Genomic DNA, 25685 nt, shown 5'->3' with positions numbered 1-25685 from the left:
CTTAGTTGGCGTCAAAACGGAAGACATCTTCACAAGCCTGTTGTAACGCGCTGTCGCTTTGAATATTGCAGTTACGCGTCCAGCCAGTAATGCCGTTAGCATTGTCCCAGGCGGGCGTCATGATGACGCTAAGCCCGCTCAGACTCTCCTGGCCGGTAAGCGTGATGACGCCTTTTTCCACGCTCATGCCCGAAACATAACGGGTGATGACGGGCGAGGGGATACCGTTGACGCCCGCATCGCATGTGCTCGTCCCACCATGTTCCAGAGCGCAGAGTTCGACGGCAGTACGGTAGGGGACAAACGTTTGCAACATATCCGTCAGCGCCGCTTTACGCAGATAGTTCTGGTAAGCCGGAATGCCAATGGCGCTTAAAATGGCGATGATGCCAATAACGACCATCAGTTCGATAAGCGTGAAACCGCGTTGTTTTTCCATTGTTCGCTCCTTGAGTTAGCTGGCGCTACTGTGGCAAACGCGGGAAGAGCGGGCGAGCGGCAAAAGGTAAAACGGGAAGGCGGATTCTGAAGATTTTCGCTGCGTTACATGACACGGCAACGTTATTGCGAGGCGCTACGAATATTTTACCGAATAATGACGCGGATCTACGGACAGGTGATTTATAGACCCGACGGCGCAGCGCCATCGGGTGGAGAGGATCAGCAAAAACGCATGGAGAGATCGAGCGCGCGCACGTGCTTGGTCAGCGCGCCAACGGAGATGAAATCCACCCCGGTTTCAGCAAATTCGCGTAAGGTTTCCGCGGTGACGTTGCCGGATACTTCCAGCCGCGCCTGGCCGTTGACGCGTTTCACCGCCTCGCGCATCTGGTCGGTGTTGAAATTATCCAGCATGATAATATCCGCGCCTGCTTTCAGCGCATCGTCCAGTTCATCCAGATTTTCGACCTCGACTTCTACCGGCACGTCCGGATGTAGCCAGAACGCTTTTTCCACCGCCTGACGAACCGAACCGGAGGCGATAATATGGTTTTCTTTAATCAGGAACGCGTCAGTGAGGCCCAGACGATGATTGGCGCCGCCGCCGCATAAAACCGCATATTTGAGCGCGGTGCGCAGACCCGGCAGCGTTTTACGCGTGTCGAGCAACTGGGTTTGGGTGCCAGCCAACAGTCCAACGTAGCGGCGTACTTCACTGGCGACGCCGGAAAGGGTCTGGACAAAGTTTAGCGCCGTGCGCTCGCCGGTCAGCAATACGCGAGCCGGGCCGTTCAGTTCAAACACTGTTTGGTTGGCGTGAATGGCGTCGCCGTCATCGACATGCCAGGTGAGGCGCACATCATCGCCCGCCAGTTGGATGAAGACCTCTTCAACCCAGCGCTTGCCGCAGAAAACGCCGTCTTCACGAGTGATCACCGTGGCATGGGCTTGCGTATCTGCCGGCAAAAGTTGCGCGGTGATATCGTTGCCAGCATCGACTTCTCCACCTAAATCTTCACGCAGCGCCTGAGCAACGGCGGCAGGGATATCGAGATTAATGCGTTCCAGTAGCGCGTCACGTCGGTCGTCTGGGTTATAACGGCGAGGCGGCATGATAAAACTCCAAATTGCTAACGAATCATAAGGTAGAAACATGCTACTCTGAAGCAGCTATAAGCACCACTCAAAAGGAGACTCCGCATGTTGCCAGATAAGGGTTGGTTGGTAGAGGCGCGACGCGTCCCTTCTCCGCATTATGATTGCCGTCCGGATGACGAAAAACCGTCCTTGCTGGTGGTGCATAATATTAGCCTGCCCCCCGGCGAGTTTGGCGGTCCGTGGATCGATGCATTATTCACCGGAACGATAGATCCAGACGCCCATCCTTTTTTTGCAGAAATCGCTCATCTTCGTGTTTCGGCCCATTGTCTGATTCGTCGCGACGGTGAAATCGTCCAGTATGTGCCTTTTGATAAGCGTGCGTGGCATGCGGGCGTGTCAAACTATCAGGGGCGGGAACGTTGTAATGATTTCTCCATTGGTATTGAGCTGGAGGGGACGGATACGCTGGCTTATACCGATGCGCAGTATCAGCAGCTAGCCGCCGTGACGCGCACGCTTATCGCTAGCTATCCGGCGATCGCCGACAATATGACCGGACACTGCAACATTGCGCCTGACCGCAAAACGGACCCTGGCCCTGCCTTTGACTGGCCGCGCTTTCGCGCTTTGGTAGCCCTCTCGTCGCACAAGGAGATGACATGACGCTGTTTACGACATTACTGGTGCTGATTGTCGAGCGCCTGTTTAAGCTGGGCGAGCACTGGCAGCTCGATCATCGGCTGGAGGCGCTATTCCGTCGGATTACGCATTTTTCGATGTTGCGCACGATGGGAATGACGGCGATCGCGATGGTGGTGACTTTTCTACTGCTCCAGGCGTTAAAAGGGCTGCTATTTAACGTGCCGACGCTGGTGGTGTGGATTCTCCTGGGCGTGCTGTGTATCGGCGCGGGCAAAGTGCGAGTACATTATCACGCCTGGCTGAAAGCGGCGTCCCGTAACGATCCGCATCCTTGCGAGGCGATGGCCAGCGAGCTTACGCTGATTCACGGCGTGCCGCCGGATTGTAATGAGCGTGAATTTTTGCGTGAGCTGCAAAATGCGTTGTTATGGATAAATTTCCGTTTTTACCTCGCACCGCTATTTTGGTTTATCGTTGGCGGTCCGTGGGGGCCGGTAACGCTGGTGGGCTATGCGTTTTTACGGGCCTGGCAGACCTGGCTGGCGCGCTATCAGACGCCGCACCAACGTTTGCAATCCGGCATTGACGCTATTCTTCATGTGCTGGACTGGATTCCGGTACGTCTGGCGGGCGTAGTGTATGCATTACTGGGGCATGGCGAGAAAGCGTTGCCGGCCTGGTTTGCCTCGCTGGCGGATCTGCATACTTCGCAATATCAGGTGCTCACACGTCTGGCGCAGTTCTCACTGGCGCGCGAACCGCATACTGACAAAGTAGAAACCCCCAAAGCGGCGGTGTCGATGGCGAAGAAGGCCTCGTTTGTGGTGGTGGTGATTATTGCGTTGCTCACCATTTATGGGGCATTAGTGTAGCGTTGTGCCGATGGCGCTAACGCTTATGCTGCCTACAATGGAAAAATCTGTAGGCCCGGTAAGCGTTAGCGCCACCGGGCAGTGCAACGGCTTAGATCGTATCGGCTGGCGGCACGCCAAAATCAGGCATCCCGTTTTCGTCCCAGCGCACCCGTTTCAGACGCGTATGGCGGTTGGGATCGTACAACGGATCGCCTTCAATTTCGGTGTAATTTCTCGCGTGGTACACCAGTACATTTTCACCTTCCGGCGTTTGCGTAAAGCTGTTGTGTCCCGGTCCATACTGGCGATTCTCATAGCTGGTGGTAAAGACCGGGCGCGGTGATTTATGCCAGTTGGCCGGATCGCGCGGATCGTCGTTTACGTTAATCCACAGTAATCCCATACAGTAGTTTTCATCGGTGGCGCTGGCCGAATAGCTGATAAACAGCTTGTCGCCATGCACCACGACGGCCGGACCTTCGTTAACCCAAAAACCCCGACACTCCCAGTCGTACTCTGGCTTACTGAGTCTTACCGGCTCGCCTTTAATCGTCCACGGATTTTCCAGTTCAGCCAGATAAATATTTGAGTTACCGGCAATATCCGGCGCTTTTTGCGCCCACAGATACCACTGCTTTCCCTGATGATAAAAAGTGGTGGCATCGAGGGCGAAGGTATCAAACGGTGTTTTAATTTGACCTTTCTCCGTCCACTTGCCGGTGAGTGGGTCGGCATCGGCGCACTCCAGGGCAAACATGCGATGCTGGAACATTCCCAGCTTATCAAGCGCTTGAGTATGGGTAGCGGCAAAATAGATGTACCACTTGCCGTTGATGCGGTGCATTTCCGGTGCCCAGATGAGCTGGCTCATCGGGCCGCTTTCCGGTTTACGCCAGACGACAACGGGGTCGGCGGCGCGCAACCCTTCCAGCGAATTAGCCCGGCGGATTTCCAGCCTGTCATATTCCGGTACGGAGGCAATAAAGTAGTAATCGCTGCCGTCGCGTAAAATAAACGGATCGGCACGTTGTTCAATAAACGGGTTTGGCCAGTTTGCCATCAGGCTTTCCTTACGCTTTCAGCGGCGTTGAGCTCCTGCAACTCACTCAATTCGCGGTAATTAGTGCGACGTTTTTCCAAATCGTCCTGGATTTTTTTCATCAGTTCACGGTCAACTTTCAGCAGACGTACCACGCCTGCGGTAATCAGATAGCCAACGCCGGGGATAACGGTAAACAACAGCATAATACCGTTCATCGCCGAGGCGCTTTGCGCTTTGGCGCTGGCGTCATAACCGTACCAGGAGAGCAAAAAGCCGACCATCGCCCCGGCAATCGCCAGGCCCAGTTTCAGGAAGAACAGGTTACCGGAGAAGCTGATACCGGTAATGCGTTTGCCGGTTTTCCATTCGCCGTAATCATCGACGTCCGCCATCAGCGACCAGTGCAGCGGGGAAGGGATCTGATGCAGAATATTGAGCAGGAAGTAGAGCGCCACTATCATCACGGTGGCTTTCGGATCAAAGAAATAGAACGCGCAGGAGAAAATCGCCAGCGCAATATTGGTCCAGAAAAATACCTTCAATTTACACCAGCGATCGGTTAAGACTTTTGCCAGCATACTGCCGATCATCATACCGACCACGCCAAGACTAATAAAAAGCGTAGCGAAATGGGTGCTTTGTCCCATCACCCAGGTGACGTAATACATGGTCGCCGCCATACGGATAAACCCCGGGCAGACGTTACATAAGGTCAATAGCAGAATGCGTACCCATTGATCGTTTTTCCACACATCTTTGAAATCATTCTTCATATCATCGTGCGTCGGAACGGCAGGGCGGACGCGTTCGCGGACGCTGGCAAAGCAGAACAGAAACATACCCATGCCGATAATCGCCAGCACGGTCATCGCCAACTGATAGCCTTTGGCTTTGTCGCCGCCGCCAAACCAGTCCACCATCGGCAATAGCGTTAACGATAGCAACAGCGTCGCGATGCCGACTAATACGAAGCGATAAGCCTGACAGGCCACGCGCTCTTTTGGATCGTTAGTGATCACGCCGCCCAGTGAGCAATAGGGAATATTGATGGCGGTGTAGGTCACGGAAAGCAGAAAATAGGTGACGAAAGCATAGACAACTTTGCTGTTATAGCCCCAGTCCGGCGTCGTGAACATCAGAACGCTGAACAGCGCGTAGGGAAATGCAATCCACAGTAGCCAGGGGCGGAAACGACCATATTTACTTTGGGTACGATCGGCAAGCGCGCCCATCACCGGATCGGTAACGGCATCGATAACGCGTACTGAAAGGAGTAAAACACCGACTAACGCCGGGGCAAGACCAAAAATATCCGTATAAAAGTAATTAACAAACAGCATGATAGCGCCAAAAATAATGTTACATCCGGCGTCACCCATGCCATACCCGATTTTCTCTCTTACCGAAAGTCTGCCCTTATCCATTGAGACTTCTCCCCATCAGATGATGGCGGTAATTATTCGCCTGCGAGCTTTTTTTTGCGTAGCAGGATCACGCCGCTGATATGGATAAAATGGTTATACGTGGGAAACTGTGAGGCAGATAACACCCTCCCCGGACGGGGAGGGCGGAAAAGTAACGCCACGATCAGTGGGCTTTCACCGTTTTTGCCGTTTTTTCTTTACACAGGTAGCCGACGCCCAGGATGAGCAGCCATACCGGAATCAGCCACACGGAGATCGCCATACCTGGCGTCATCAGCATAATGATCAATACCGCCGCCATAAACAGCAGGCAGAGAACATTGCCGAACGGATAAAACAGGGCCGGGAAGCGGGTTTTCACGCCCTGCTGCTGTTTCGCGCGACGGAACATCATATGGGCAAGGCTAATCATCGCCCAGTTAATGACCAGCGCGGAGACCACCAGCGCCATCAGCAGTCCGAATGCGGACTCTGGGGCCAGGTAGTTGAGCAGCACGCACAACGCAGTCACGACGGCGGAAACCAAAATGGAGCTCACCGGCACGCCGCGTTTGTCGACGTTCAGCAGCGCTTTCGGCGCATTTCCCTGCTGGGCCAGACCGAACAGCATACGGCTGTTGCAGTAAACGCAGCTGTTATAAACCGATAGCGCGGCGGTGAGAACCACGATATTCAGCGCATTGGCGACAAACGTATCGCCCAGCTCATGGAAGATAAGGACAAATGGGCTGGTATCGGCGGTGACGCGAGTCCATGGCAGCAGCGAAAGCAGAACCGCCAGCGAGCCGATATAAAAAATCAGGATGCGATAGATAACCTGATTAGTGGCTTTGGGGATGCTCTGTTCCGGGTTATCGGCTTCAGCGGCGGTGATCCCTACCAGCTCCAGTCCGCCGAACGAAAACATAATAATGGCCATCATCATCACCAGCCCGGTCCAGCCATGCGGCAGAAAGCCGCCCTGTTCCCACAGGTTGCGCACGGTGGCCTGCGGACCAGCGGTATCGCTGAAGAGTAACCACGCGCCGAACAGAATCATAGCGATGACGGCGATCACTTTAATAATGGCGAACCAAAACTCCATCTCACCGAACACTTTAACGTTGGTCAGGTTGATGGCGTTGATAATCACAAAGAAGGCTGCCGCAGAAGCCCAGGTGGGGATCTCCGGATACCAGAACTGGATATATTTACCCACTGCGGTCAGTTCCGCCATGGCAACTAATACGTACAGCACCCAGTAGTTCCAGCCGGAAGCGAATCCGGCAAAGCCGCCCCAGTATTTATAGGCGAAGTGGCTAAAAGAGCCGGCGACCGGTTCTTCAACCACCATCTCCCCCAGCTGGCGCATAATCAGAAAGGCAATAAAGCCTGCAATCGCATAGCCCAGGATAATTCCTGGCCCCGCCGACTGAATAACGGAGGCGCTTCCCAGGAACAAGCCTGTCCCTATCGCGCCGCCCAATGCGATAAGCTGAATATGGCGGTTTTTCAGGCCGCGCTTGAGCTGCTCGCCGTGCTGCTGACTGTCCATCATAAAACCTCGTGTATCGGGCGCGGTTTATTCATAACGCGCTTATTTTGAACGATGCAGTAGTGCGTGTGTAAGTTTGCAATTCCGCTTTTTGTATTGATTTATTTACAAGCTCGTTTTTTAAAATGTCACTTCAACTCTTTCGTCTTGATCAGAATAATGGTATGTGGCCGCGAATGCACCTGCTTTGTGCAGGGGTGATGACGAGTTGCGTAAAAAGAAAGCACTTGTAAATACCTCCTTTTATTTTCCCTTACAGATGTTAATTTGTTTTTATTCATTATTTATGCATAAAAATGCATTTAATCTACTGTTGAATCGGTTCAGATGAGATTTTTTATCGTTTCAAATACGTTAAATCTACCTCCTGGTGGGTAAATTTAACATTTGTGCACAGTTACAGTTTTGAAACATGATTTCTGTAAAATTGTTAAAATGTGCCTCCTTTACTGATTTCAATCAAAACCTGTATGGACAGAAGGTGAATACTTTGTTACTTTAGCGTCACAGACATGAAATTGGTAAGACCAATTGACTCCGGGCAAATGGCTTAAGACAGGAAATCATGGCCTACAGCAAAATCCGCCAACCAAAACTCTCCGATGTGATCGAGCAGCAGCTGGAGTTTTTAATCCTTGAGGGAACATTGCGTCCCGGAGAAAAACTCCCACCGGAACGTGAACTGGCAAAACAGTTCGACGTCTCCCGTCCCTCCTTGCGCGAGGCGATTCAACGTCTCGAAGCGAAGGGATTGTTGCTTCGTCGTCAGGGCGGCGGAACCTTCGTGCAGAGCAGCCTGTGGCAGAGCTTTAGCGACCCGCTGGTGGAACTGCTCTCCGATCACCCTGAATCCCAGTTTGACCTGCTCGAAACGCGCCATGCGCTGGAAGGCATTGCGGCTTATTACGCGGCGCTGCGCAGCACCGACGAAGATAAAGACCGTATTCGCGAGCTGCACCATGCTATTGAGCTGGCGCAAGAGTCCGGCGATCTGGATGCCGAGTCCGAAGCCGTGCTCCAGTATCAAATCGCCGTCACCGAAGCGGCGCACAACGTGGTATTGCTTCATCTGCTAAGGTGTATGGAGCCGATGCTGGCGCAAAACGTGCGGCAGAACTTCGAATTGCTGTATGCGCGTCGGGAGATGCTGCCGCTGGTGAGTACGCATCGCACCCGTATATTTGAAGCCATTATGGCCGGAAAACCAGAAGAAGCGCGTGAAGCGTCACACCGACATCTGGCGTTTATCGAAGAGATTATGCTGGACAGAAGCCGTGAGGAGAGCCGTCGTGAACGCGCTTTACGCCGCCTGGAACAGCGCAAGAATTAGTTTTTTCTGGCAGAACGTTAACCAGAAGATGTTGTGAATAACGCGCAAAAATGTGCGCGGCAACTAAACGCAGAACCTGTCTTATTAAGCTTTCTCACGAAAGTTTAATGGGACAGGTTCCAGATAACTCAACGTATTAGATAGATAAGGAATACCCCCATGTCAGAACGTTTCCAAAATGACGTGGATCCGATCGAAACTCGCGACTGGCTACAGGCGATCGAATCGGTCATCCGTGAAGAAGGTGTTGAGCGCGCTCAGTATCTGATTGACCAACTGCTTTCTGAAGCTCGTAAAGGCGGCGTGAAAGTCGCGGCAGGCGCAGGGGCCAGTAATTACATCAACACTATTGCCGTTGAAGACGAACCGGAATACCCGGGTAATCTGGAGCTGGAACGTCGCATTCGTTCTGCGATCCGCTGGAACGCCATCATGACCGTGCTGCGCGCGTCTAAAAAAGACCTTGAGTTGGGCGGCCACATGGCGTCCTTCCAGTCTTCCGCCACGATCTATGATGTCTGTTTTAACCATTTCTTCCGTGCGCGCAACGAACAGGATGGCGGCGACCTGGTGTACTTCCAGGGCCACATCTCTCCGGGCATCTACGCTCGCGCGTTCCTGGAAGGTCGTCTGACCCAGGAACAGATGGATAACTTCCGTCAGGAAGTTCACGGCAATGGCCTCTCTTCCTATCCGCACCCGAAACTGATGCCGGAATTCTGGCAGTTCCCGACCGTCTCTATGGGTCTGGGCCCAATCGGTGCTATCTACCAGGCGAAATTCCTGAAATATCTGGAACACCGCGGCCTGAAAGATACCTCTAAACAAACCGTTTACGCCTTCCTCGGCGACGGCGAGATGGATGAGCCGGAATCCAAAGGCGCGATCACCATCGCCACCCGTGAAAAACTGGACAACCTGGTCTTTGTTATCAACTGTAACCTGCAGCGTCTTGACGGCCCGGTCACCGGTAACGGCAAGATTGTTAACGAACTGGAAGGCATCTTTGCAGGTGCTGGCTGGAACGTTATCAAAGTCATGTGGGGCGGTCGTTGGGATGAACTGCTGCGTAAAGACACCAGCGGTAAGCTTATCCAGCTGATGAACGAAACCGTTGACGGCGACTACCAGACCTTCAAATCCAAAGACGGCGCTTACGTGCGTGAGCACTTCTTCGGTAAATACCCGGAAACCGCAGCCCTGGTGGCCGACTGGACCGATGAGCAGATTTGGGCGCTGAACCGCGGTGGTCACGATCCGAAGAAAGTCTATGCTGCACTGAAAAAAGCGCAGGAAACCAAAGGCAAAGCGACCGTAATCCTGGCCCATACCATTAAAGGTTACGGCATGGGCGACACCGCGGAAGGCAAAAACATCGCTCACCAGGTGAAGAAAATGAACATGGACGGCGTGCGTTACGTCCGCGATCGTTTCAACGTGCCGGTTGCCGATGCTGATCTCGAAAAACTGCCGTACATTACCTTCCCGGAAGGTTCTGAAGAACACAAATACCTGCATGAACGCCGTCAGGCGCTGCATGGCTACCTGCCAAGCCGTCAGCCGAACTTCACCGAGAAGTTAGAGCTGCCTCAACTTTCAGATTTCGGCGCGCTGCTGGAAGAGCAAAGTAAAGAGATTTCCACTACGATCGCTTTCGTGCGTGCCCTGAACGTGATGCTGAAGAACAAGTCGATCAAAGATCGTCTGGTTCCGATCATCGCCGACGAAGCGCGTACTTTCGGTATGGAAGGTCTGTTCCGTCAGATTGGTATCTACAGCCCGAACGGCCAGCAGTACACCCCGCAGGACCGTGAGCAGGTTGCTTACTACAAAGAAGACGAGAAAGGCCAGATTCTGCAGGAAGGTATCAACGAGCTGGGCGCAGGCGCATCCTGGCTGGCTGCGGCGACCTCTTACAGCACCAACGATCTGCCGATGATCCCGTTCTACATCTACTACTCTATGTTCGGGTTCCAGCGTATCGGCGACCTGTGCTGGCAGGCTGGCGACCAGCAGGCTCGCGGCTTCCTGATCGGCGGGACTTCCGGTCGTACTACGCTGAACGGCGAAGGTCTGCAGCACGAAGATGGTCACAGCCACATTCAGTCGCTGACTATCCCGAACTGTATCTCTTACGACCCGGCTTACGCTTACGAAGTGGCTGTCATCATGCATGATGGTCTGGAGCGTATGTACGGTGAGAAACAAGAGAACGTTTACTACTACATCACCACGCTGAACGAAAACTACCACATGCCGGCCATGCCAGCAGGTGCCGAGGAAGGTATCCGTAAAGGTATCTACAAACTCGAAACCCTCGAAGGTAGCAAAGGTAAAGTTCAGCTGCTGGGCTCCGGTTCTATCCTGCGTCACGTGCGTGAAGCAGCACAGATCCTGGCGAAAGATTACGGCGTAGGTTCTGACGTATATAGCGTGACCTCCTTCACCGAACTGGCGCGTGATGGTCAGGATTGTGAACGCTGGAACATGCTGCACCCGCTGGAAACCCCGCGCGTTCCGTACATCGCTCAGGTGATGAACGACGCTCCGGCTGTAGCATCTACTGACTATATGAAACTGTTCGCCGAGCAGGTTCGTACTTACGTACCGGCTGACGACTATCGCGTACTGGGTACGGATGGCTTCGGCCGTTCCGACAGCCGTGAGAACCTGCGTCACCACTTCGAAGTTGATGCTTCTTATGTGGTTGTTGCAGCGCTGGGCGAACTGGCTAAACGTGGCGAAATCGACAAGAAAGTGGTAGCGGATGCGATTACCAAATTCAACATCGATGCAGATAAAGTTAACCCGCGTCTGGCGTAAGAGGTAAAAGAATAATGGCTATCGAAATCAAAGTACCGGACATCGGGACAGATGAAGTTGAAATCACCGAGATTCTGGTCAAAGTGGGCGACAAAGTGGAAGCTGAACAGTCGCTGATCACCGTAGAAGGCGACAAAGCCTCTATGGAAGTCCCGTCTCCGCAGGCTGGCGTCGTGAAAGAGATCAAAGTCTCTGTCGGCGACAAAACCGAGACCGGTGCACTTATCATGATTTTCGATTCCGCCGAAGGTGCAGCCGACGCTGCACCTGCTAAGGCAGAAGAGAAGAAAGAAGCGGCGCCGGCAGCAGCACCTGCTGCGGCAGCGGCGAAAGACGTTCACGTTCCGGATATCGGCAGTGACGAAGTTGAAGTGACTGAAGTGATGGTGAAAGTGGGCGACACCGTAGAAGCTGAACAGTCGCTGATCACCGTCGAAGGCGACAAGGCCTCTATGGAAGTTCCTGCTCCGTTTGCAGGCACCGTGAAAGAGATCAAAGTGAACACCGGTGATAAAGTCTCTACCGGCTCTCTGATTATGGTCTTCGAAGTGGCGGGTGAAGCAGGCGCAGCAGCACCAGCGAAAGCGGAAGCCGCTCCGGCTGCGGCTGCTCCAGCAGCAGCGACGGGCGTGAAAGACGTTAACGTACCGGACATCGGCGGCGACGAAGTTGAAGTCACCGAAGTGATGGTCAAAGTCGGCGATAAAGTTACCGCTGAACAGTCGCTGATCACCGTAGAAGGCGACAAAGCCTCTATGGAAGTTCCGGCTCCGTTCGCGGGTACCGTGAAAGAAATCAAGATCAGCACCGGCGATAAAGTGAAAACCGGTTCTCTGATTATGGTCTTCGAAGTAGAAGGCGCAGCGCCTGCGGCCGCTCCGGCTAAACAGGAAGCGGCGGCGCCGGCTCCGGCGGCGAAAGCTGAGAAGCCTGCTGCCCCGGCTGCAAAAGCGGAAGGCAAATCTGAGTTCGCTGAAAACGACGCGTACGTTCACGCTACTCCGCTGATTCGCCGTCTGGCGCGCGAGTTTGGCGTCAACCTGGCGAAAGTGAAAGGCACCGGTCGTAAAGGCCGTATTCTGCGCGAAGACGTTCAGGCTTACGTGAAAGACGCTATCAAACGCGCGGAAGCTGCGCCGGCTGCTGCGGGCGGCGGTATCCCGGGTATGCTGCCGTGGCCGAAAGTGGACTTCAGCAAGTTTGGTGAAGTTGAAGAAGTGGAACTGGGCCGTATCCAGAAAATCTCTGGCGCGAACCTGAGCCGTAACTGGGTGATGATCCCGCACGTTACGCACTTCGACAAAACCGATATCACCGATCTGGAAGCGTTCCGTAAACAGCAGAACGCCGAAGCTGAGAAGCGCAAACTGGATGTGAAATACACGCCAGTGGTCTTCATCATGAAAGCGGTTGCCGCTGCTCTGGAACAGATGCCGCGCTTCAACAGCTCTCTGTCCGAAGACGGTCAGCGTCTGACCCTGAAGAAATACATCAACATCGGCGTGGCGGTTGATACCCCGAATGGCCTGGTGGTTCCGGTCTTTAAAGACGTGAATAAGAAGAGCGTGACCGAGCTGTCTCGTGAACTGACCACCATCTCCAAAAAAGCGCGTGATGGTAAGCTGACCGCTGGCGAAATGCAGGGTGGTTGCTTCACTATCTCCAGCATCGGCGGCCTGGGAACTACCCACTTCGCGCCGATTGTTAACGCGCCGGAAGTGGCTATCCTCGGCGTTTCTAAGTCGGCGATGGAACCGGTGTGGAATGGGAAAGAGTTTGTGCCGCGTCTGATGATGCCTATCTCTCTTTCCTTCGACCACCGTGTGATCGATGGTGCTGATGGTGCGCGTTTCATTACCATTATCAACAATATGTTGTCTGACATTCGCCGTCTGGTGATGTAAGCGAAAAGCCGGCCCGACGGCCGGCTTTTTTTGATAATCTCATGGAGTTTGTGAGGTTATTAGCGAAAGCGATAATTCGTGATCCGTTTGTTGTTTCAAAATTGTTAACAATTTTGTAAGATACGGGCGGATAGAACGACCCGGTGGATGATGGGCGATCAAGTACCCCGGACCGCCGGATACAAATAAAGAGGTCATGATGAGTACTGAAATCAAAACTCAGGTCGTGGTACTTGGGGCGGGCCCGGCAGGCTATTCTGCCGCTTTCCGTTGCGCTGATTTAGGTCTGGAAACCGTAATTGTAGAACGCTACAACACCCTTGGCGGTGTTTGTCTGAACGTCGGCTGTATCCCTTCTAAAGCGCTGCTGCACGTAGCAAAAGTTATCGAAGAAGCCAAAGCGCTGGCTGAACACGGTATCGTCTTCGGTGAGCCGAAAACCGATATCGACAAGATTCGTACCTGGAAAGAGAAAGTGATCACGCAGCTGACCGGCGGTCTGGCGGGTATGGCCAAAGGCCGTAAAGTGAAAGTGGTCAACGGTCTGGGTAAATTCACCGGGGCGAACACCCTGGAAGTGGAAGGCGAAAACGGCAAAACCGTGATCAACTTCGACAACGCGATCATCGCGGCAGGTTCTCGTCCGATCCAATTACCGTTTATTCCGCATGAAGACCCGCGCGTATGGGATTCTACCGACGCTCTGGAACTGAAAGAAGTGCCGAAGCGTATGCTGGTCATGGGCGGCGGTATCATCGGTCTGGAAATGGGTACCGTATACCACGCGCTGGGTTCAGAGATTGACGTGGTTGAAATGTTCGACCAGGTTATCCCGGCGGCTGATAAAGACATCGTTAAAGTCTTCACCAAGCGCATCAGCAAGAAATTCAACCTGATGCTGGAAACCAAAGTGACTGCCGTTGAAGCGAAAGAAGACGGTATCTACGTTTCGATGGAAGGCAAAAAAGCCCCGGCTGAAGCGCAGCGTTATGATGCGGTTCTGGTGGCGATTGGTCGTGTGCCGAACGGTAAAAACCTCGACGCGGGCAAAGCTGGCGTGGAAGTTGACGACCGTGGCTTTATCCGCGTGGACAAACAGCTGCGCACCAACGTGCCGCACATCTTCGCTATCGGCGATATCGTCGGTCAGCCGATGCTGGCGCATAAAGGCGTTCACGAAGGCCACGTTGCCGCTGAAGTTATCGCCGGGAAGAAACACTACTTCGATCCGAAAGTTATCCCGTCTATCGCGTACACCGAGCCAGAAGTGGCATGGGTTGGCCTGACCGAGAAAGAAGCGAAAGAAAAAGGCATCAGCTATGAAACCGCCACCTTCCCGTGGGCAGCTTCTGGCCGTGCTATCGCTTCTGACTGTGCAGACGGTATGACCAAACTGATTTTCGACAAAGAATCTCACCGCGTGATCGGCGGGGCGATTGTCGGTACCAACGGCGGCGAGCTGCTGGGTGAAATCGGTCTGGCGATCGAAATGGGCTGTGACGCGGAAGACATCGCGCTGACCATTCATGCGCACCCGACTCTGCACGAGTCCGTCGGTCTGGCTGCTGAAGTGTTCGAAGGTAGTATTACCGACCTGCCGAACCCGAAAGCGAAGAAGAAATAATCTTCTGTAGGTGGCAATGCGCCACCCGATACAAAAAAGCGGCTTTACAGCCGCTTTTTTTATGCATGGCAAATCAGATGTGTCAAATGATGGCGAAGGATAACGAAACCGCAAAATTTATCGTTTCCGCAGCAGTACGTTTTTCAAAGCTTATGCCGTCGGTAGTGCCTTTGTCTGTCATTTTCGACCAACTAATTGTTTCATAAGAAATACCTCTCCTTACTTTGTCATCATCCTGAAATTGGTAACGCTATAAAATAATAGCGAGCTAATTATGAGGTTTGATATATGAAACTTTTTCTGACAACAGCAGCGCTAACTGCGACCTTGATTTCCGGCATGGCATTTGCCAGCGATCCCGTCATCCCCTGGGCGACTAACAGCGGCGGTACGGAAAGCACGCATATTGCGGCAATGGGCGAGGATTTGAATGCGCAGCATCAGCAGATCACCCACACGCATGAAGGCGTATGGGCGGCTAATTCCGGCAGCATTCAGGCTGATGAAGCTGCGCTGACCAGCAACAAGCCGCCGGTACAAGGCCATCCGGAATTAATGCCGCATCAGGGCTAATGATCATGGCCTGGCGATAACGCCAGGCGCTTACGGGTTATTCGGCGACCTGCCACTGTGCGTCTGGCGCAAAACGCGTGATAGCCTGAACTTTACTCTCCGTCTCCTTGCCTAAATCCGCCTGATAAATACGATCGTCCTGGTTGACCATAAAACTCATCACCCCGGTTTCGCCGTAATGCATCGGCCAGGCCAGAAGCGCCGCGCCGTGACCGTCGTTATCGCTGATAATACGGAAATGGTAGCCGTGGTAACCCTCGTCTGGCGCTGCGGGACTAAAGTTTGGGCCTAACGGACTGGGGACGTCGCCTGCTTTGGTTGGCCAGTACAGGCCATCTTTTTGGCCTTCGCTACTGATTATCCTGTGCGCCCAGCGATGGTTTTGTAAGTAATAATCCTGCTGCGCATCAACGTAAGCATGCATGGCCTGTAAGGTAGAAAGTTCATTTCGCCCAATAGTACGGGTGAGGATCTCATTCCCGGCTGCCGCCATATCAAAGCGCCAGCCGCCAGTCTCTTTCACCATGGGCACCGGGAGCTGCCAGTCTTCTCGTCCGACATTCAGGTGCGCCGTATTGTCTTTTTGTACAATGCGATGGCCTTCGCGCCAGTCACGATTGAAGCGGGCCACGGCCTCGGGATCGGCACCTTCCGGCGGCAGAAATTGCCGCCAGTCATCGCCCAGTAGCGCGGTAAGCTGCGTTTCGTTTTTTCCGGCTACCGCCGCGGCGAAGGCGCTGGCGGCCGCTTCCGGGGAGGGGAACCGTTCCTGCGCGTAGCCCAGCAAGGGTAACGACAGTAACAGAGCGCTTAACATAACCTTTTTCATTATCTGCTCCGGTTAACGGCGATGAAATTCATGATGTTCAGAAAAATGTTCCCGCGCGGCGGCGCGTTGCTCGGTGTTTAAGTGACTGCCGCGACGGCTTTCCAGGCCGCGTAGCTGTTGCGATTGCCATGACGGCGATCGACTGTCGTTCCCGCTAAACACATTGGCGTGCATATTCTGGCGAAATGCCTGACGCTGCTGCGGCGTAGAGGATTCAATACGCTGGCGGGCGGTGTCTCTCTGCTGTTGTGAAACAGGGTGCTGCTGGGCTTTAGCCTTCAGCTCGGAACGATGCTGCTGCGTGGTGGATTTATTCAGTGTCTGCTGCGCCGCCTCGCGACGACTGCTGTTTTGTGTTCCGTCATAGCCACGGTAATTATTACGCTGGGCAATTTGATTTAACTGCTGCGATGCCGCCTTACGCTGGGCATCGCGGGTGCCTGGCGCTGGCAAAGAAGCGTTGGCCGTATGGCTGCGCTGTTGAAATTGCGTCATGGCCGCCTGGCGCTGACTGTCGCGAGACACTGGCGCTTGCTGCGTTGCGCTTAACCCGCCGCTAACATTGGTGGGATGGAACCGTTGCGCAACGGTATTATTCGGATAGGGGACGCCATTGCGCCAGGCGGGATTATGCTGCCAGCCCATCGTTTGGCCCGGCAGGTTTTGCCCGGATATCCGGTTGAAATTATTGACATTGATGTTGATATTATCGCCATTATGTTGATAACCGTTACCACCATGATGGTAATCATCATCATGGTGGTCGTCGTCATGGTGGTGATGATCGTCATCATCCCAGTCTATGCTGCTGAACAACGCATAGGTGGTGGCGACGCCCAGACTATAACCAAAACCTTTAACAAAACTGTCGGCAAACTGCTGCCCCGGAGGGGGCGGTAAATACACCGGCGGATAAGCGGTATTGGGCCAGGCGCCATACACCGTCGCGGGGTTATAGTTCGGCACGTACACCACCTGCGGATTCGCGGGTTCAATTTTTATAACGGTCGACGGTGTCGCTGGCGTACTGGCGGATGTGGTGGTTGTCGTCGTGACGGCGGTAGAAGCGCTGGACTTCGGCACGCTGGTGACGGTTTGCTGTGGCGTGGATTTTAGCGAACCGGTTTGTTGAGCGAGCAGACGCAGCCTTTGCACCGCATCCATCACATCCTGTGGCTGGGCTAAGAACGCATCGCCCAGGTTTTGCACCCATTGCGGATTCTCGCCCATAAGCGCCATCAACTGGGGAAAGGCGACCAGTGATTTGACGCTGGGGTCCCACGGTTGGCTGGCCACCGCCTGAATAGCGGCATCGCCCTGCAGCGTAGGGTTATCGCGCGACCACTGGACGGCCTGAACTACGTTCGCCGGGTAGGTGGAGGCCATGAGCACCTGCGAAAGCAGGGCATCGGGATAAAGCGCGACAGGCGCGACCCATTGATCAATTTGCGCAGTGGTAAAGGTCGTTTTCGCGACAGGCGCGGGCACAGCGGTCTGCGTTGGCTCAGAGGCGGGAGCTGCCGCCTGCGCGGGCGCTTCGGGAGCGCGGCTTTTAACATACAGTACGCCCGAAGCGGCAAATAACCCGGCACTGCACACAAGGGCAATGAGATGGGGTTTAAAGGGCAACGTCATTTTATCTCTCCCGATTCCAGAGAATCGCTATGGTCATTATGCCTGCCGCCGACGGGGTGCAGTTTGGCGTGAGTATAAAGGGACGATAGTTTAATTTTTAGCTAATGTTGGGATCGGTAACGTTACGTGACGATCAAAGCACGAAATGAGGTAAGCATTTATGGCTGCAGCTCCCGTCTCAGTAGAGCATTAGACCATCCTTAACGATTCAGCCACTTTTTTATGTTGCTTTTTTGTAAACAGATTAACACTTAAAGAAAATCCTGTTATTGTGCCTTATGCGGTACCGGGCATTTACCCTACTAACTACTGTCTCACAGGAGCGTGAAGAGAATCGCCCATCAACAAAAGCGCCGCATTATGACAATGAGAGCGAGGAGATATCGTCGTGCTAGAAGAATACCGTAAGCACGTAGCTGAGCGTGCTGCCCAGGGGATTGTGCCAAAACCTTTAGACGCAACCCAAATGGCTGCGCTTGTCGAGCTGCTGAAGACCCCGCCTGTGGGCGAAGAAGAATTCCTGTTAGACCTGTTGATCAACCGCGTTCCTCCTGGCGTAGATGAAGCCGCTTATGTTAAAGCCGGTTTTCTCGCTGCTGTCGCGAAAGGCGACACCACCTCCCCGCTGGTCTCCCCAGAAAAAGCCATTGAACTGCTGGGCACCATGCAGGGTGGTTACAACATTCATCCGCTGATTGATGCGCTGGACGATGCGAAACTGGCGCCGATTGCTGCCAAAGCACTGTCCCACACCCTGCTGATGTTCGATAACTTCTACGACGTAGAAGAGAAAGCCAAAGCGGGCAATGAATATGCCAAACAGGTGATGCAATCCTGGGCCGACGCCGAATGGTTCCTGAGCCGTCCGCCGCTGGCGGAAAAAATCACCGTCACCGTTTTCAAAGTGACCGGCGAAACGAATACCGACGATCTCTCTCCGGCGCCGGATGCGTGGTCGAGACCGGATATCCCGTTACATGCGCAGGCGATGCTGAAAAACGCCCGTGAAGGCATTGAGCCGGATCAGCCAGGCGTTGTCGGCCCGATCAAACAAATCGAAGCATTGCAGAAAAAAGGCTACCCGCTGGCTTACGTGGGTGACGTGGTGGGCACCGGTTCTTCCCGTAAATCCGCGACCAACTCCGTGCTGTGGTTCATGGGCGATGACATCCCGAACGTGCCGAATAAGCGCGGCGGCGGTCTGTGCCTCGGCGGCAAAATTGCGCCTATCTTCTTTAACACTATGGAAGATGCGGGCGCGCTGCCGATTGAAGTTGACGTTTCTAACCTGAATATGGGCGATGTGATTGACGTCTACCCGTACAAAGGCGAAGTACGCAATCATGAAACCGGCGAGCTACTGGCAACCTTCGAACTGAAAACCGACGTGCTGATTGACGAAGTGCGTGCCGGTGGTCGTATTCCGCTGATTATCGGCCGTGGCCTGACCACCAAAGCGCGTGAAGCGCTGGGGCTGCCGCACTCAGACGTTTTCCGTCAGGCAAAAGACGTGGCGGAAAGCAGCCGTGGCTTCTCGCTGGCACAGAAAATGGTCGGTCGCGCCTGTGGTGTGAAAGGTATCCGTCCGGGCGCGTACTGCGAACCGAAAATGACCTCCGTCGGTTCTCAGGATACTACCGGCCCGATGACCCGCGACGAGCTGAAAGACCTGGCCTGTCTGGGATTCTCCGCCGATCTGGTCATGCAGTCGTTCTGTCACACCGCAGCCTATCCGAAGCCGGTTGACGTCACCACGCACCACACGCTGCCAGACTTCATTATGAACCGTGGCGGTGTCTCTCTGCGTCCGGGCGACGGCGTGATTCACTCCTGGCTGAACCGTATGCTGCTGCCGGATACCGTCGGTACCGGCGGTGACTCCCATACCCGTTTCCCGATTGGTATCTCTTTCCCGGCGGGTTCTGGTCTGGTGGCGTTTGCCGCCGCGACCGGCGTGATGCCGCTGGATATGCCGGAATCCGTGCTGGTGCGCTTCAAAGGCAAAATGCAGCCGGGCATCACCCTGCGCGATCTGGTACACGCCATCCCGCTGTACGCCATCAAACAGGGCCTGCTGACCGTTGAGAAGAAAGGCAAGAAAAACATCTTCTCTGGCCGCATCCTGGAAATCGAAGGTCTGCCGGATCTGAAAGTCGAGCAGGCGTTTGAGCTGACCGATGCTTCCGCCGAGCGTTCCGCTGCCGGTTGTACCATCAAGCTGAACAAAGAGCCGATTGTTGAATACCTGACCTCCAACATCGTCCTGCTGAAGTGGATGATCGCCGAAGGCTACGGCGACCGCCGTACGCTGGAACGTCGTATCCAGGGCATGGAAAAATGGCTGGCGGACCCGCAGCTGCTGGAAGCCGATGCTGACGCAGAGTACGCGGCGGTGATCGACATCGATCTGGCGGATATCAAAGAGCCAATCCTCTGTGCGCCGAACGATCCGGACGACGCGCGTCTGCTGTCTGACGTGCAGGGCGAGAAGATCGACGAAGTGTTCATCGGCTCCTGCATGACTAACATCGGCCACTTCCGTGCAGCCGGCAAGCTGCTGGACAACCATAAAGGCCAACTGCCGACTCGCCTGTGGGTGGCGCCGCCAACCCGTATGGACGCCGCGCAGCTGACCGAAGAAGGTTACTACAGCGTGTTCGGTAAGAGCGGTGCGCGTATTGAGATCCCTGGCTGTTCCCTGTGTATGGGTAACCAGGCGCGTGTGGCTGACGGTGCGACGGTGGTTTCCACTTCTACCCGTAACTTCCCGAACCGTTTAGGTACCGGTGCGAACGTCTTCCTGGCTTCTGCGGAGCTGGCGGCGGTTGCGGCGCTGATCGGCAAACTGCCGACGCCGGAAGAGTACCAGACCTACGTGGCACAGGTGGATAAGACGGCGGTGGATACTTACCGTTACCTGAACTTTGACCAGCTTTCTCAGTACACCGAGAAAGCAGATGGCGTGATTTTCCAGACTGCGGTTTAATTTACATTTTAAGGGGGCTAATTGCCCCCTTTTTATTCATATTATATGTTTCTGTATTTTCTATCTTTTTAAGATGTTGCGTATTTTTATTTTAGCTTCTTCATATTGTAGGTTTTCCTCTCTTAAGTATATATGAACAGCTTTGTGACAATTTGGGCAAAGTAATGCAAAGTCAGTTTTCAATATTCTGTGCTCACCGGTAAAAGTATGTATTGGTATTTTGTGGTGGGCCTCAATATAGTTTTTACCATATTTATCTAAGAATTTAATCTCACAAATATCACAAACCCATTGCGAGTTATCTTTTATTTCATCTATTATTTTTCTATTCCGCTCAGATAACATATGAGTTATGTATTTAATTTTTCCTTCAGTGTGCTCGTTTTTATACAAAATGACGTCATCATTGTCACTATTCTTATCATTTAGACTTGGGAAACTTATCATTTTTTCTAAGATGACTGCTTTTTCTAGTATGTCTATGATTTTAAAGCATCCCTGAAATTCCCATTTGTTAGATGAATCAGTAAATAACAAAATTGGATAGTTGCTTATCGGTTGGTTAATTAGAACCCGGTTCGCAGAATCATTAAAGTTAATGATGCCTTTTGCTGCTTTAAATGAGTAAGAGTATATGGTTTTTTCATTATTTTTCCAGCCATCATCAGCGTAAGAACCATCCTTTGTTTTTATTATTACTGCTTTGATATTGGGATGTTCTCCTATCCAATTTATTCCTTGTTGAGGTGTGTTTTTAATTATCCAATCCTTGCCTTCCCAATTTTCACTGTCATCTTTTTTAGATTTTTGGATGAGCTGGGATAAATTTTGTTTGTTAATTATATCTGAGATAGTTAATGAAAGAAGTTGAGATGGATATTGAATAAGCTTTAAGGTTCCCATTATATTCCTATACTATAAAGTGTATAATAATTATCATTATACATGCTAGCAGTGTAAATTTACTACATTCATAATGATAGCATGGGACGATGCTACTTGTGGAACCAGAATGCAGATAACCCGATCTTCTTATTGATAAATTTACGACAATTAGACGTATCCACTTTTTTTCCTCTACATAGCTGCGATAATTACCCATAGGTACAATGCAGCGGTGACGCATTGCCTTTGTAGAGGAACAGATCATGGATTACGAATTTCTGCGCGACGTTACCGGAGGGGTAAAAGTACGAATGTCGATGGGCCACGAGGTGGTCGGTCACTGGTTTAATGAAGAGGTTAAAGACAACCTCTCGCTACTGGATGAAGTAGAACAAGCCGCGCGTACGGTCAAAGGCAGCGAACGCTCCTGGCAACGAGCAGGGCATGAATACACGATCTGGATGGACGGCGAAGAAGTGATGATTCGCGCCAATCAACTGGATTTTTCCGGCGATGAGATGGAAGAGGGGATGAGTTATTACGATGAAGAGAGTTTATCCCTGTGCGGCATGGAGGATTTTCTGCGGGTCGTCGCCGCGTATCGGGAATTCGTCAGTAAAGCCTGACCCTCTCTTCGTTATTGTCCCACAACGCCAGTCGACGGACAGTTGGGGGCGGTAGTGGAAACGAAGTCGCCAAACATTCCAGCCGGGAGTATCCCGGCTTTTTTATAGCAGAATGATTTTTTGATTTTTATTAATCATTTTAAAACTGTGATCTGACGCGTTTGTGATCTTAATTTGATTGAATATAATCGTTATGATTTTATTCAATCACAACAAGCAACAGGCGGTAAGACCATGAACATCAAAAAAGCAATAGAGCGCGTACCCGGCGGCATGATGGTCGTACCGCTCGTTATTGGCGCAGTCATTAACACCTTCGCCCCGCAGGCGCTTGAGATCGGCGGTTTTACCACTGCCTTATTTAAAAACGGCGCGGCACCGCTGATTGGCGCTTTTCTGCTGTGTATGGGAGCCGGTATCAGTGTGAAAGCCGCGCCCCAGGCGTTATTGCAGGGCGGGACGATTACGCTCACTAAGTTGCTTGTCGCCATCGGCATTGGTCTGGGCGTGGAGCATCTTTTCGGCGCGGAGGGTATTTTTGGCCTGAGCGGCGTGGCGATTATCGCGGCGATGAGCAATTCAAATGGCGGACTTTATGCTGCGCTGGTAGGCGAATTCGGCAATGAGCGCGACGTCGGCGCTATCTCTATTTTGTCTCTTAATGATGGCCCTTTCTTTACGATGATTGCGCTGGGCGCGGCAGGGATGGCGAACATTCCCATTATGGCGCTGGTGGCGGTGCTGGTTCCGCTGGTTGTCGGCATGATCCTCGGCAATCTTGATCCTCATATGCGCGATTTTTTGACCAAAGGCGGCCCGCTGCTCATTCCTTTCTTTGCTTTTGCGCTGGGGGCGGGCATCAATCTGGAAATGTTACTGCAAGGCGGACTTGCCGGAATTCTGCTCGGCGTGCTGACAACGTTCGTTGGCGGTTTCTTTAATATTCGCGCAGATCGTCTGGTTGGCGGAACTGGCATTGCCGGGGCGGCGGCCTCCAGCACCGCGGGTAATGCCGTTGCGACGCCGCTGGCTATTGCGCAGGCCGACCCTTCGCTCGCCGAGGTGGCCGCTGCTGCCGCTCCGCTGATTGCCGCCTCGGTGATCACCACGGCAATCCTGACGCCAGTGTTGACCTCCTGGGTTGCGAAAAAACAGGCGCGTCAGGCTTCTTTGGAGAAAAACGCATGAAAATGATAGTTATCGCCGATGATTTTACCGGATCGAATGATACCGGCGTCCAGTTGGCGAAGAAGGGGGCGAGAACGGAAGTCATGTTGAGCGCGTCGCAAAAACCGTCCCGCCGCGCCGATGTGTTAGTCATTAACACCGAAAGCCGGGCGATGCCCGCAGATCAGGCGGCATCTGCCGTTTATGCCGCGCTTTCGCCGTGGTGTGAGACATCGCCAGCGCCGCTGGTGTACAAAAAAATCGACTCCACATTTCGCGGCAATATCGGCGCCGAAGTGACGGCGGCCATGCGCGCCAGTCAGCGAAAACTGGCCGTTATCGCCGCCGCGATCCCTGCGGCCGGACGCACGACGCTTGAAGGAAAATGTCTGGTTAATGGCGTCCCGCTACTGGAAACCGAATTTGCCAGCGATCCGAAAACGCCCATTGTCTCTTCCCGTATTGCCGAGATAGTGGCGTTGCAAAGTGAGATCCCTGTGTATGAAGTCTTTTTGCAGGATGTCCGACGCGGCGGGTTAAGCGCCTTACTTACGGCTTATGCGGCTGAGGGCGAAGGGATTATCGTCGTGGATGCGGTGGAAGAGCGGGACCTGACGTTGATTGCGCAAGCGGCGTGTGAACAACCGTCGATGCCGCTGCTCGTCGGCGCAGCGGGTCTGGCGAATGCGTTGCCGGTTGAACTTTTTATGCAAGACCGGCAGCGGCTGCCGGTGCTGGTGGTGGCCGGTTCGATGAGCGAAGCCACGCGACGTCAGGTGGATAATGCGCTGTGCCGGGGACGTGCGGAGGTCGTGGATATCGATGCCGCGCGCATGGTGTCGGATAGCGCGGAACAGGAAATCGCGTCTGTCGTAGAGCAGGCCTGCGCGCTGTTAAGTCAGCATCGACATACGATTTTACGCACCAGCCGTCGCGCAGAAGATCGACAGTTAATCGACGCGTTGTGCGAAAAATCCGCGATGAGCCGTCAGCAATTGGGCGAGCGACTGAGCCAGCGGCTTGGCGTCGTCACGTTAAACATTATCGAGCAGGCGCGGATTGGCGGGCTGTTTCTGACCGGCGGCGATATCGCTACCGCCGTCGCCGGCGCGCTTGGCGCTGAAGGTTATCGCATTCAGAGCGAGGTGGCGCCCTGTATTCCCTGTGGAACGTTTGTAAACAGCGAAATTGACGATCTGCCGGTCATTACCAAAGCGGGCGGATTCGGTTCAGACAGTACGTTGTGTGACGCGCTTTATTATATTGAGGAGATGTATTGTGGAGACTAAAACCGTTGCCATTACCATGGGCGATCCAGCGGGCATTGGGCCGGAAATTATTGTTAAAGCGCTAAGCGAAGACGGTCTCAACGGCGCGCCGCTGGTGGTTATTGGATGCCTCGCAACGTTGAAACGTTTACAGGCGAAGGGCATCACGCCGAACGTCGAGTTACGGGCCATTGAACGGGTCGCCGAAGCGCGTTTTGCGCCCGGCATCATTCATGTGATTGATGAGCCGCTGGCGCAGCCGGAGGCGCTGGAGGCCGGGAAAGTTCAGGCGCAGGCGGGGGATTTAGCGTATCGCTGCGTGAAGCGCGCCACCGAGTTAGCGTTACGGGGCGACGTACAGGCTATCGCTACCGCGCCGCTGAATAAAGAGGCGCTGCACCTGGCGGGGCACAACTATCCGGGCCATACCGAGCTGCTCGCGACCCTGACCCATAGCCGCGATTACGCGATGGTACTTTACACCGATAAACTAAAAGTGATTCACGTTTCAACGCATATCGCGCTGCGTAAATTCCTTGATACGTTAAGTACCGCGCGTGTCGAAACGGTGATTGGCATTGCTGATACTTTCCTCAAGCGTGTGGGTTACGTTAAACCGCGTATCGCCGTGGCAGGCGTGAATCCTCATGCGGGCGAGAATGGCCTGTTTGGCGATGAAGAGACGCGTATCCTGACGCCAGCCATTACCGATGCCCGCGCAAAAGGTATGGACGTTTATGGGCCGTGCCCGCCGGATACTGTATTTCTCCAGGCTTATGAGGGGCAGTATGATATGGTGGTGGCGATGTATCATGACCAGGGGCATATCCCGTTGAAATTGCTTGGCTTTTATGATGGCGTGAATATCACCGCGGGGCTGCCGTTTATTCGGACCTCTGCTGATCATGGCACCGCATTTGATATCGCCTGGACGGGAAAAGCAAAATCTGAGAGCATGGCCGTATCGATCAAACTGGCAATGCAACTGGCATAATTC

At 53.4% G+C, this 25685-nt stretch carries 20 protein-coding genes; 12 read left to right on the top strand and 8 right to left on the bottom strand.

Annotated features, from left to right (window positions below):
- Nucleotide 1: 1 nt before the first annotated feature.
- Both ppdD and nadC read right to left on the bottom strand, forming a co-directional pair.
- Entirely contained in the window at nt 2–439 is a 438-nt protein-coding gene (ppdD, locus tag QEN31_RS19100; protein WP_000414989.1) for a prepilin peptidase-dependent pilin, read from the bottom strand.
- A gap of 221 nt (nt 440–660) precedes the next feature.
- The gene (gene nadC, locus QEN31_RS19095) at nt 661–1554 is read right to left on the bottom strand and encodes a carboxylating nicotinate-nucleotide diphosphorylase (protein ID WP_001135135.1); all 894 of its coding nucleotides are present in this window, start codon (nt 1552–1554) and stop codon (nt 661–663) included.
- Between the two features lie 87 nt (nt 1555–1641).
- Here nadC and ampD point away from each other — a divergent pair, with 87 nt between their 5' ends.
- Complete coding sequence (gene ampD / locus QEN31_RS19090) at nt 1642–2205, top strand: 1,6-anhydro-N-acetylmuramyl-L-alanine amidase AmpD (RefSeq protein WP_000936329.1); 564 nt, start codon at nt 1642–1644, stop codon at nt 2203–2205.
- The gene (ampE, locus tag QEN31_RS19085; RefSeq protein ID WP_000172039.1) at nt 2202–3056 is read left to right on the top strand and encodes a beta-lactamase regulator AmpE; all 855 of its coding nucleotides are present in this window, start codon (nt 2202–2204) and stop codon (nt 3054–3056) included. Before ampD ends, ampE begins: the two co-directional genes overlap by 4 nt.
- 91 nt (nt 3057–3147) lie before the next feature.
- Here the strand turns inward: ampE and QEN31_RS19080 are convergent, their stop codons facing one another.
- From QEN31_RS19080 to aroP, 3 genes are all read right to left on the bottom strand, one after another.
- Nucleotides 3148–4098, bottom strand: coding sequence for a glycoside hydrolase family 43 protein (locus tag QEN31_RS19080; RefSeq protein WP_000024779.1), 951 nt, complete (start codon nt 4096–4098; stop codon nt 3148–3150).
- Complete coding sequence (locus QEN31_RS19075; RefSeq protein WP_000357540.1) at nt 4098–5504, bottom strand: glycoside-pentoside-hexuronide (GPH):cation symporter; 1407 nt, start codon at nt 5502–5504, stop codon at nt 4098–4100. The genes QEN31_RS19080 and QEN31_RS19075 overlap by 1 nt, the downstream gene beginning before the upstream one ends.
- A 163-nt stretch (nt 5505–5667) precedes the next feature.
- Nucleotides 5668–7041 carry an aromatic amino acid transporter AroP gene (gene aroP, locus QEN31_RS19070; RefSeq protein ID WP_000969487.1) on the bottom strand — a complete coding sequence of 458 codons (1374 nt, stop codon included), beginning with the start codon at nt 7039–7041 and terminating at the stop codon, nt 5668–5670.
- Nucleotides 7042–7603: 562 nt separating this feature from the next.
- Between aroP and pdhR the strand changes: the two genes are divergently transcribed.
- From pdhR to QEN31_RS19045, 5 genes are all read left to right on the top strand, one after another.
- Nucleotides 7604–8368 carry a pyruvate dehydrogenase complex transcriptional repressor PdhR gene (gene pdhR / locus QEN31_RS19065; protein WP_000331771.1) on the top strand — a complete coding sequence of 255 codons (765 nt, stop codon included), beginning with the start codon at nt 7604–7606 and terminating at the stop codon, nt 8366–8368.
- Nucleotides 8369–8527: 159 nt separating this feature from the next.
- The gene (gene aceE / locus QEN31_RS19060; RefSeq protein WP_000003852.1) at nt 8528–11191 is read left to right on the top strand and encodes a pyruvate dehydrogenase (acetyl-transferring), homodimeric type; all 2664 of its coding nucleotides are present in this window, start codon (nt 8528–8530) and stop codon (nt 11189–11191) included.
- Between the two features lie 14 nt (nt 11192–11205).
- Complete coding sequence (aceF, locus tag QEN31_RS19055; RefSeq protein WP_000963612.1) at nt 11206–13095, top strand: pyruvate dehydrogenase complex dihydrolipoyllysine-residue acetyltransferase; 1890 nt, start codon at nt 11206–11208, stop codon at nt 13093–13095.
- Between the two features lie 199 nt (nt 13096–13294).
- Nucleotides 13295–14719: a dihydrolipoyl dehydrogenase gene (gene lpdA, locus QEN31_RS19050; protein ID WP_001519338.1), complete on the top strand. Its 1425-nt coding sequence runs from the start codon at nt 13295–13297 to the stop codon at nt 14717–14719.
- Nucleotides 14720–15007: 288 nt separating this feature from the next.
- Nucleotides 15008–15292 carry an outer membrane protein gene (locus tag QEN31_RS19045; RefSeq protein WP_000765363.1) on the top strand — a complete coding sequence of 95 codons (285 nt, stop codon included), beginning with the start codon at nt 15008–15010 and terminating at the stop codon, nt 15290–15292.
- 37 nt (nt 15293–15329) lie between these two features.
- Here QEN31_RS19045 and QEN31_RS19040 read toward each other — a convergent pair whose 3' ends face one another.
- Nucleotides 15330–16121 carry a DUF2950 family protein gene (locus QEN31_RS19040; RefSeq protein ID WP_000757452.1) on the bottom strand — a complete coding sequence of 264 codons (792 nt, stop codon included), beginning with the start codon at nt 16119–16121 and terminating at the stop codon, nt 15330–15332.
- A gap of 12 nt (nt 16122–16133) precedes the next feature.
- Entirely contained in the window at nt 16134–17756 is a 1623-nt protein-coding gene (locus tag QEN31_RS19035) for a DUF3300 domain-containing protein (protein ID WP_000174517.1), read from the bottom strand.
- 388 nt (nt 17757–18144) lie between these two features.
- Here QEN31_RS19035 and acnB point away from each other — a divergent pair, with 388 nt between their 5' ends.
- Nucleotides 18145–20742 (top strand): bifunctional aconitate hydratase 2/2-methylisocitrate dehydratase, encoded by a 2598-nt coding sequence (gene acnB / locus QEN31_RS19030; protein WP_000888962.1) that lies wholly within the window; start codon nt 18145–18147, stop codon nt 20740–20742.
- Nucleotides 20743–20802: 60 nt separating this feature from the next.
- Here the strand turns inward: acnB and QEN31_RS19025 are convergent, their stop codons facing one another.
- Complete coding sequence (locus QEN31_RS19025; protein WP_000536990.1) at nt 20803–21645, bottom strand: HNH endonuclease; 843 nt, start codon at nt 21643–21645, stop codon at nt 20803–20805.
- 245 nt (nt 21646–21890) lie between these two features.
- Between QEN31_RS19025 and yacL the strand changes: the two genes are divergently transcribed.
- The 4 genes from yacL to QEN31_RS19005 all read left to right on the top strand — a co-directional run bounded on the left by yacL (nt 21891) and on the right by QEN31_RS19005 (nt 25682).
- Entirely contained in the window at nt 21891–22253 is a 363-nt protein-coding gene (yacL, locus tag QEN31_RS19020) for a protein YacL (protein ID WP_000384308.1), read from the top strand.
- A gap of 234 nt (nt 22254–22487) precedes the next feature.
- Nucleotides 22488–23441 carry a 2-keto-3-deoxygluconate permease 1 gene (locus QEN31_RS19015; protein WP_001022089.1) on the top strand — a complete coding sequence of 318 codons (954 nt, stop codon included), beginning with the start codon at nt 22488–22490 and terminating at the stop codon, nt 23439–23441.
- Nucleotides 23438–24709, top strand: coding sequence for a D-threonate kinase (dtnK, locus tag QEN31_RS19010; protein ID WP_000782192.1), 1272 nt, complete (start codon nt 23438–23440; stop codon nt 24707–24709). The genes QEN31_RS19015 and dtnK overlap by 4 nt, the downstream gene beginning before the upstream one ends.
- Nucleotides 24699–25682 (top strand): D-threonate 4-phosphate dehydrogenase, encoded by a 984-nt coding sequence (locus tag QEN31_RS19005; RefSeq protein ID WP_000448745.1) that lies wholly within the window; start codon nt 24699–24701, stop codon nt 25680–25682. The genes dtnK and QEN31_RS19005 overlap by 11 nt, the downstream gene beginning before the upstream one ends.
- Nucleotides 25683–25685: the final 3 nt, after the last annotated feature.

Source organism: Salmonella sp. SA15303 (assembly GCF_029962125.1).
Classification (GTDB): domain Bacteria; phylum Pseudomonadota; class Gammaproteobacteria; order Enterobacterales; family Enterobacteriaceae; genus Salmonella; species Salmonella enterica.
The sequence above is the reverse complement of the archived record's forward strand: the minus strand, read 5'-3'. Positions and strand labels throughout refer to the sequence as shown.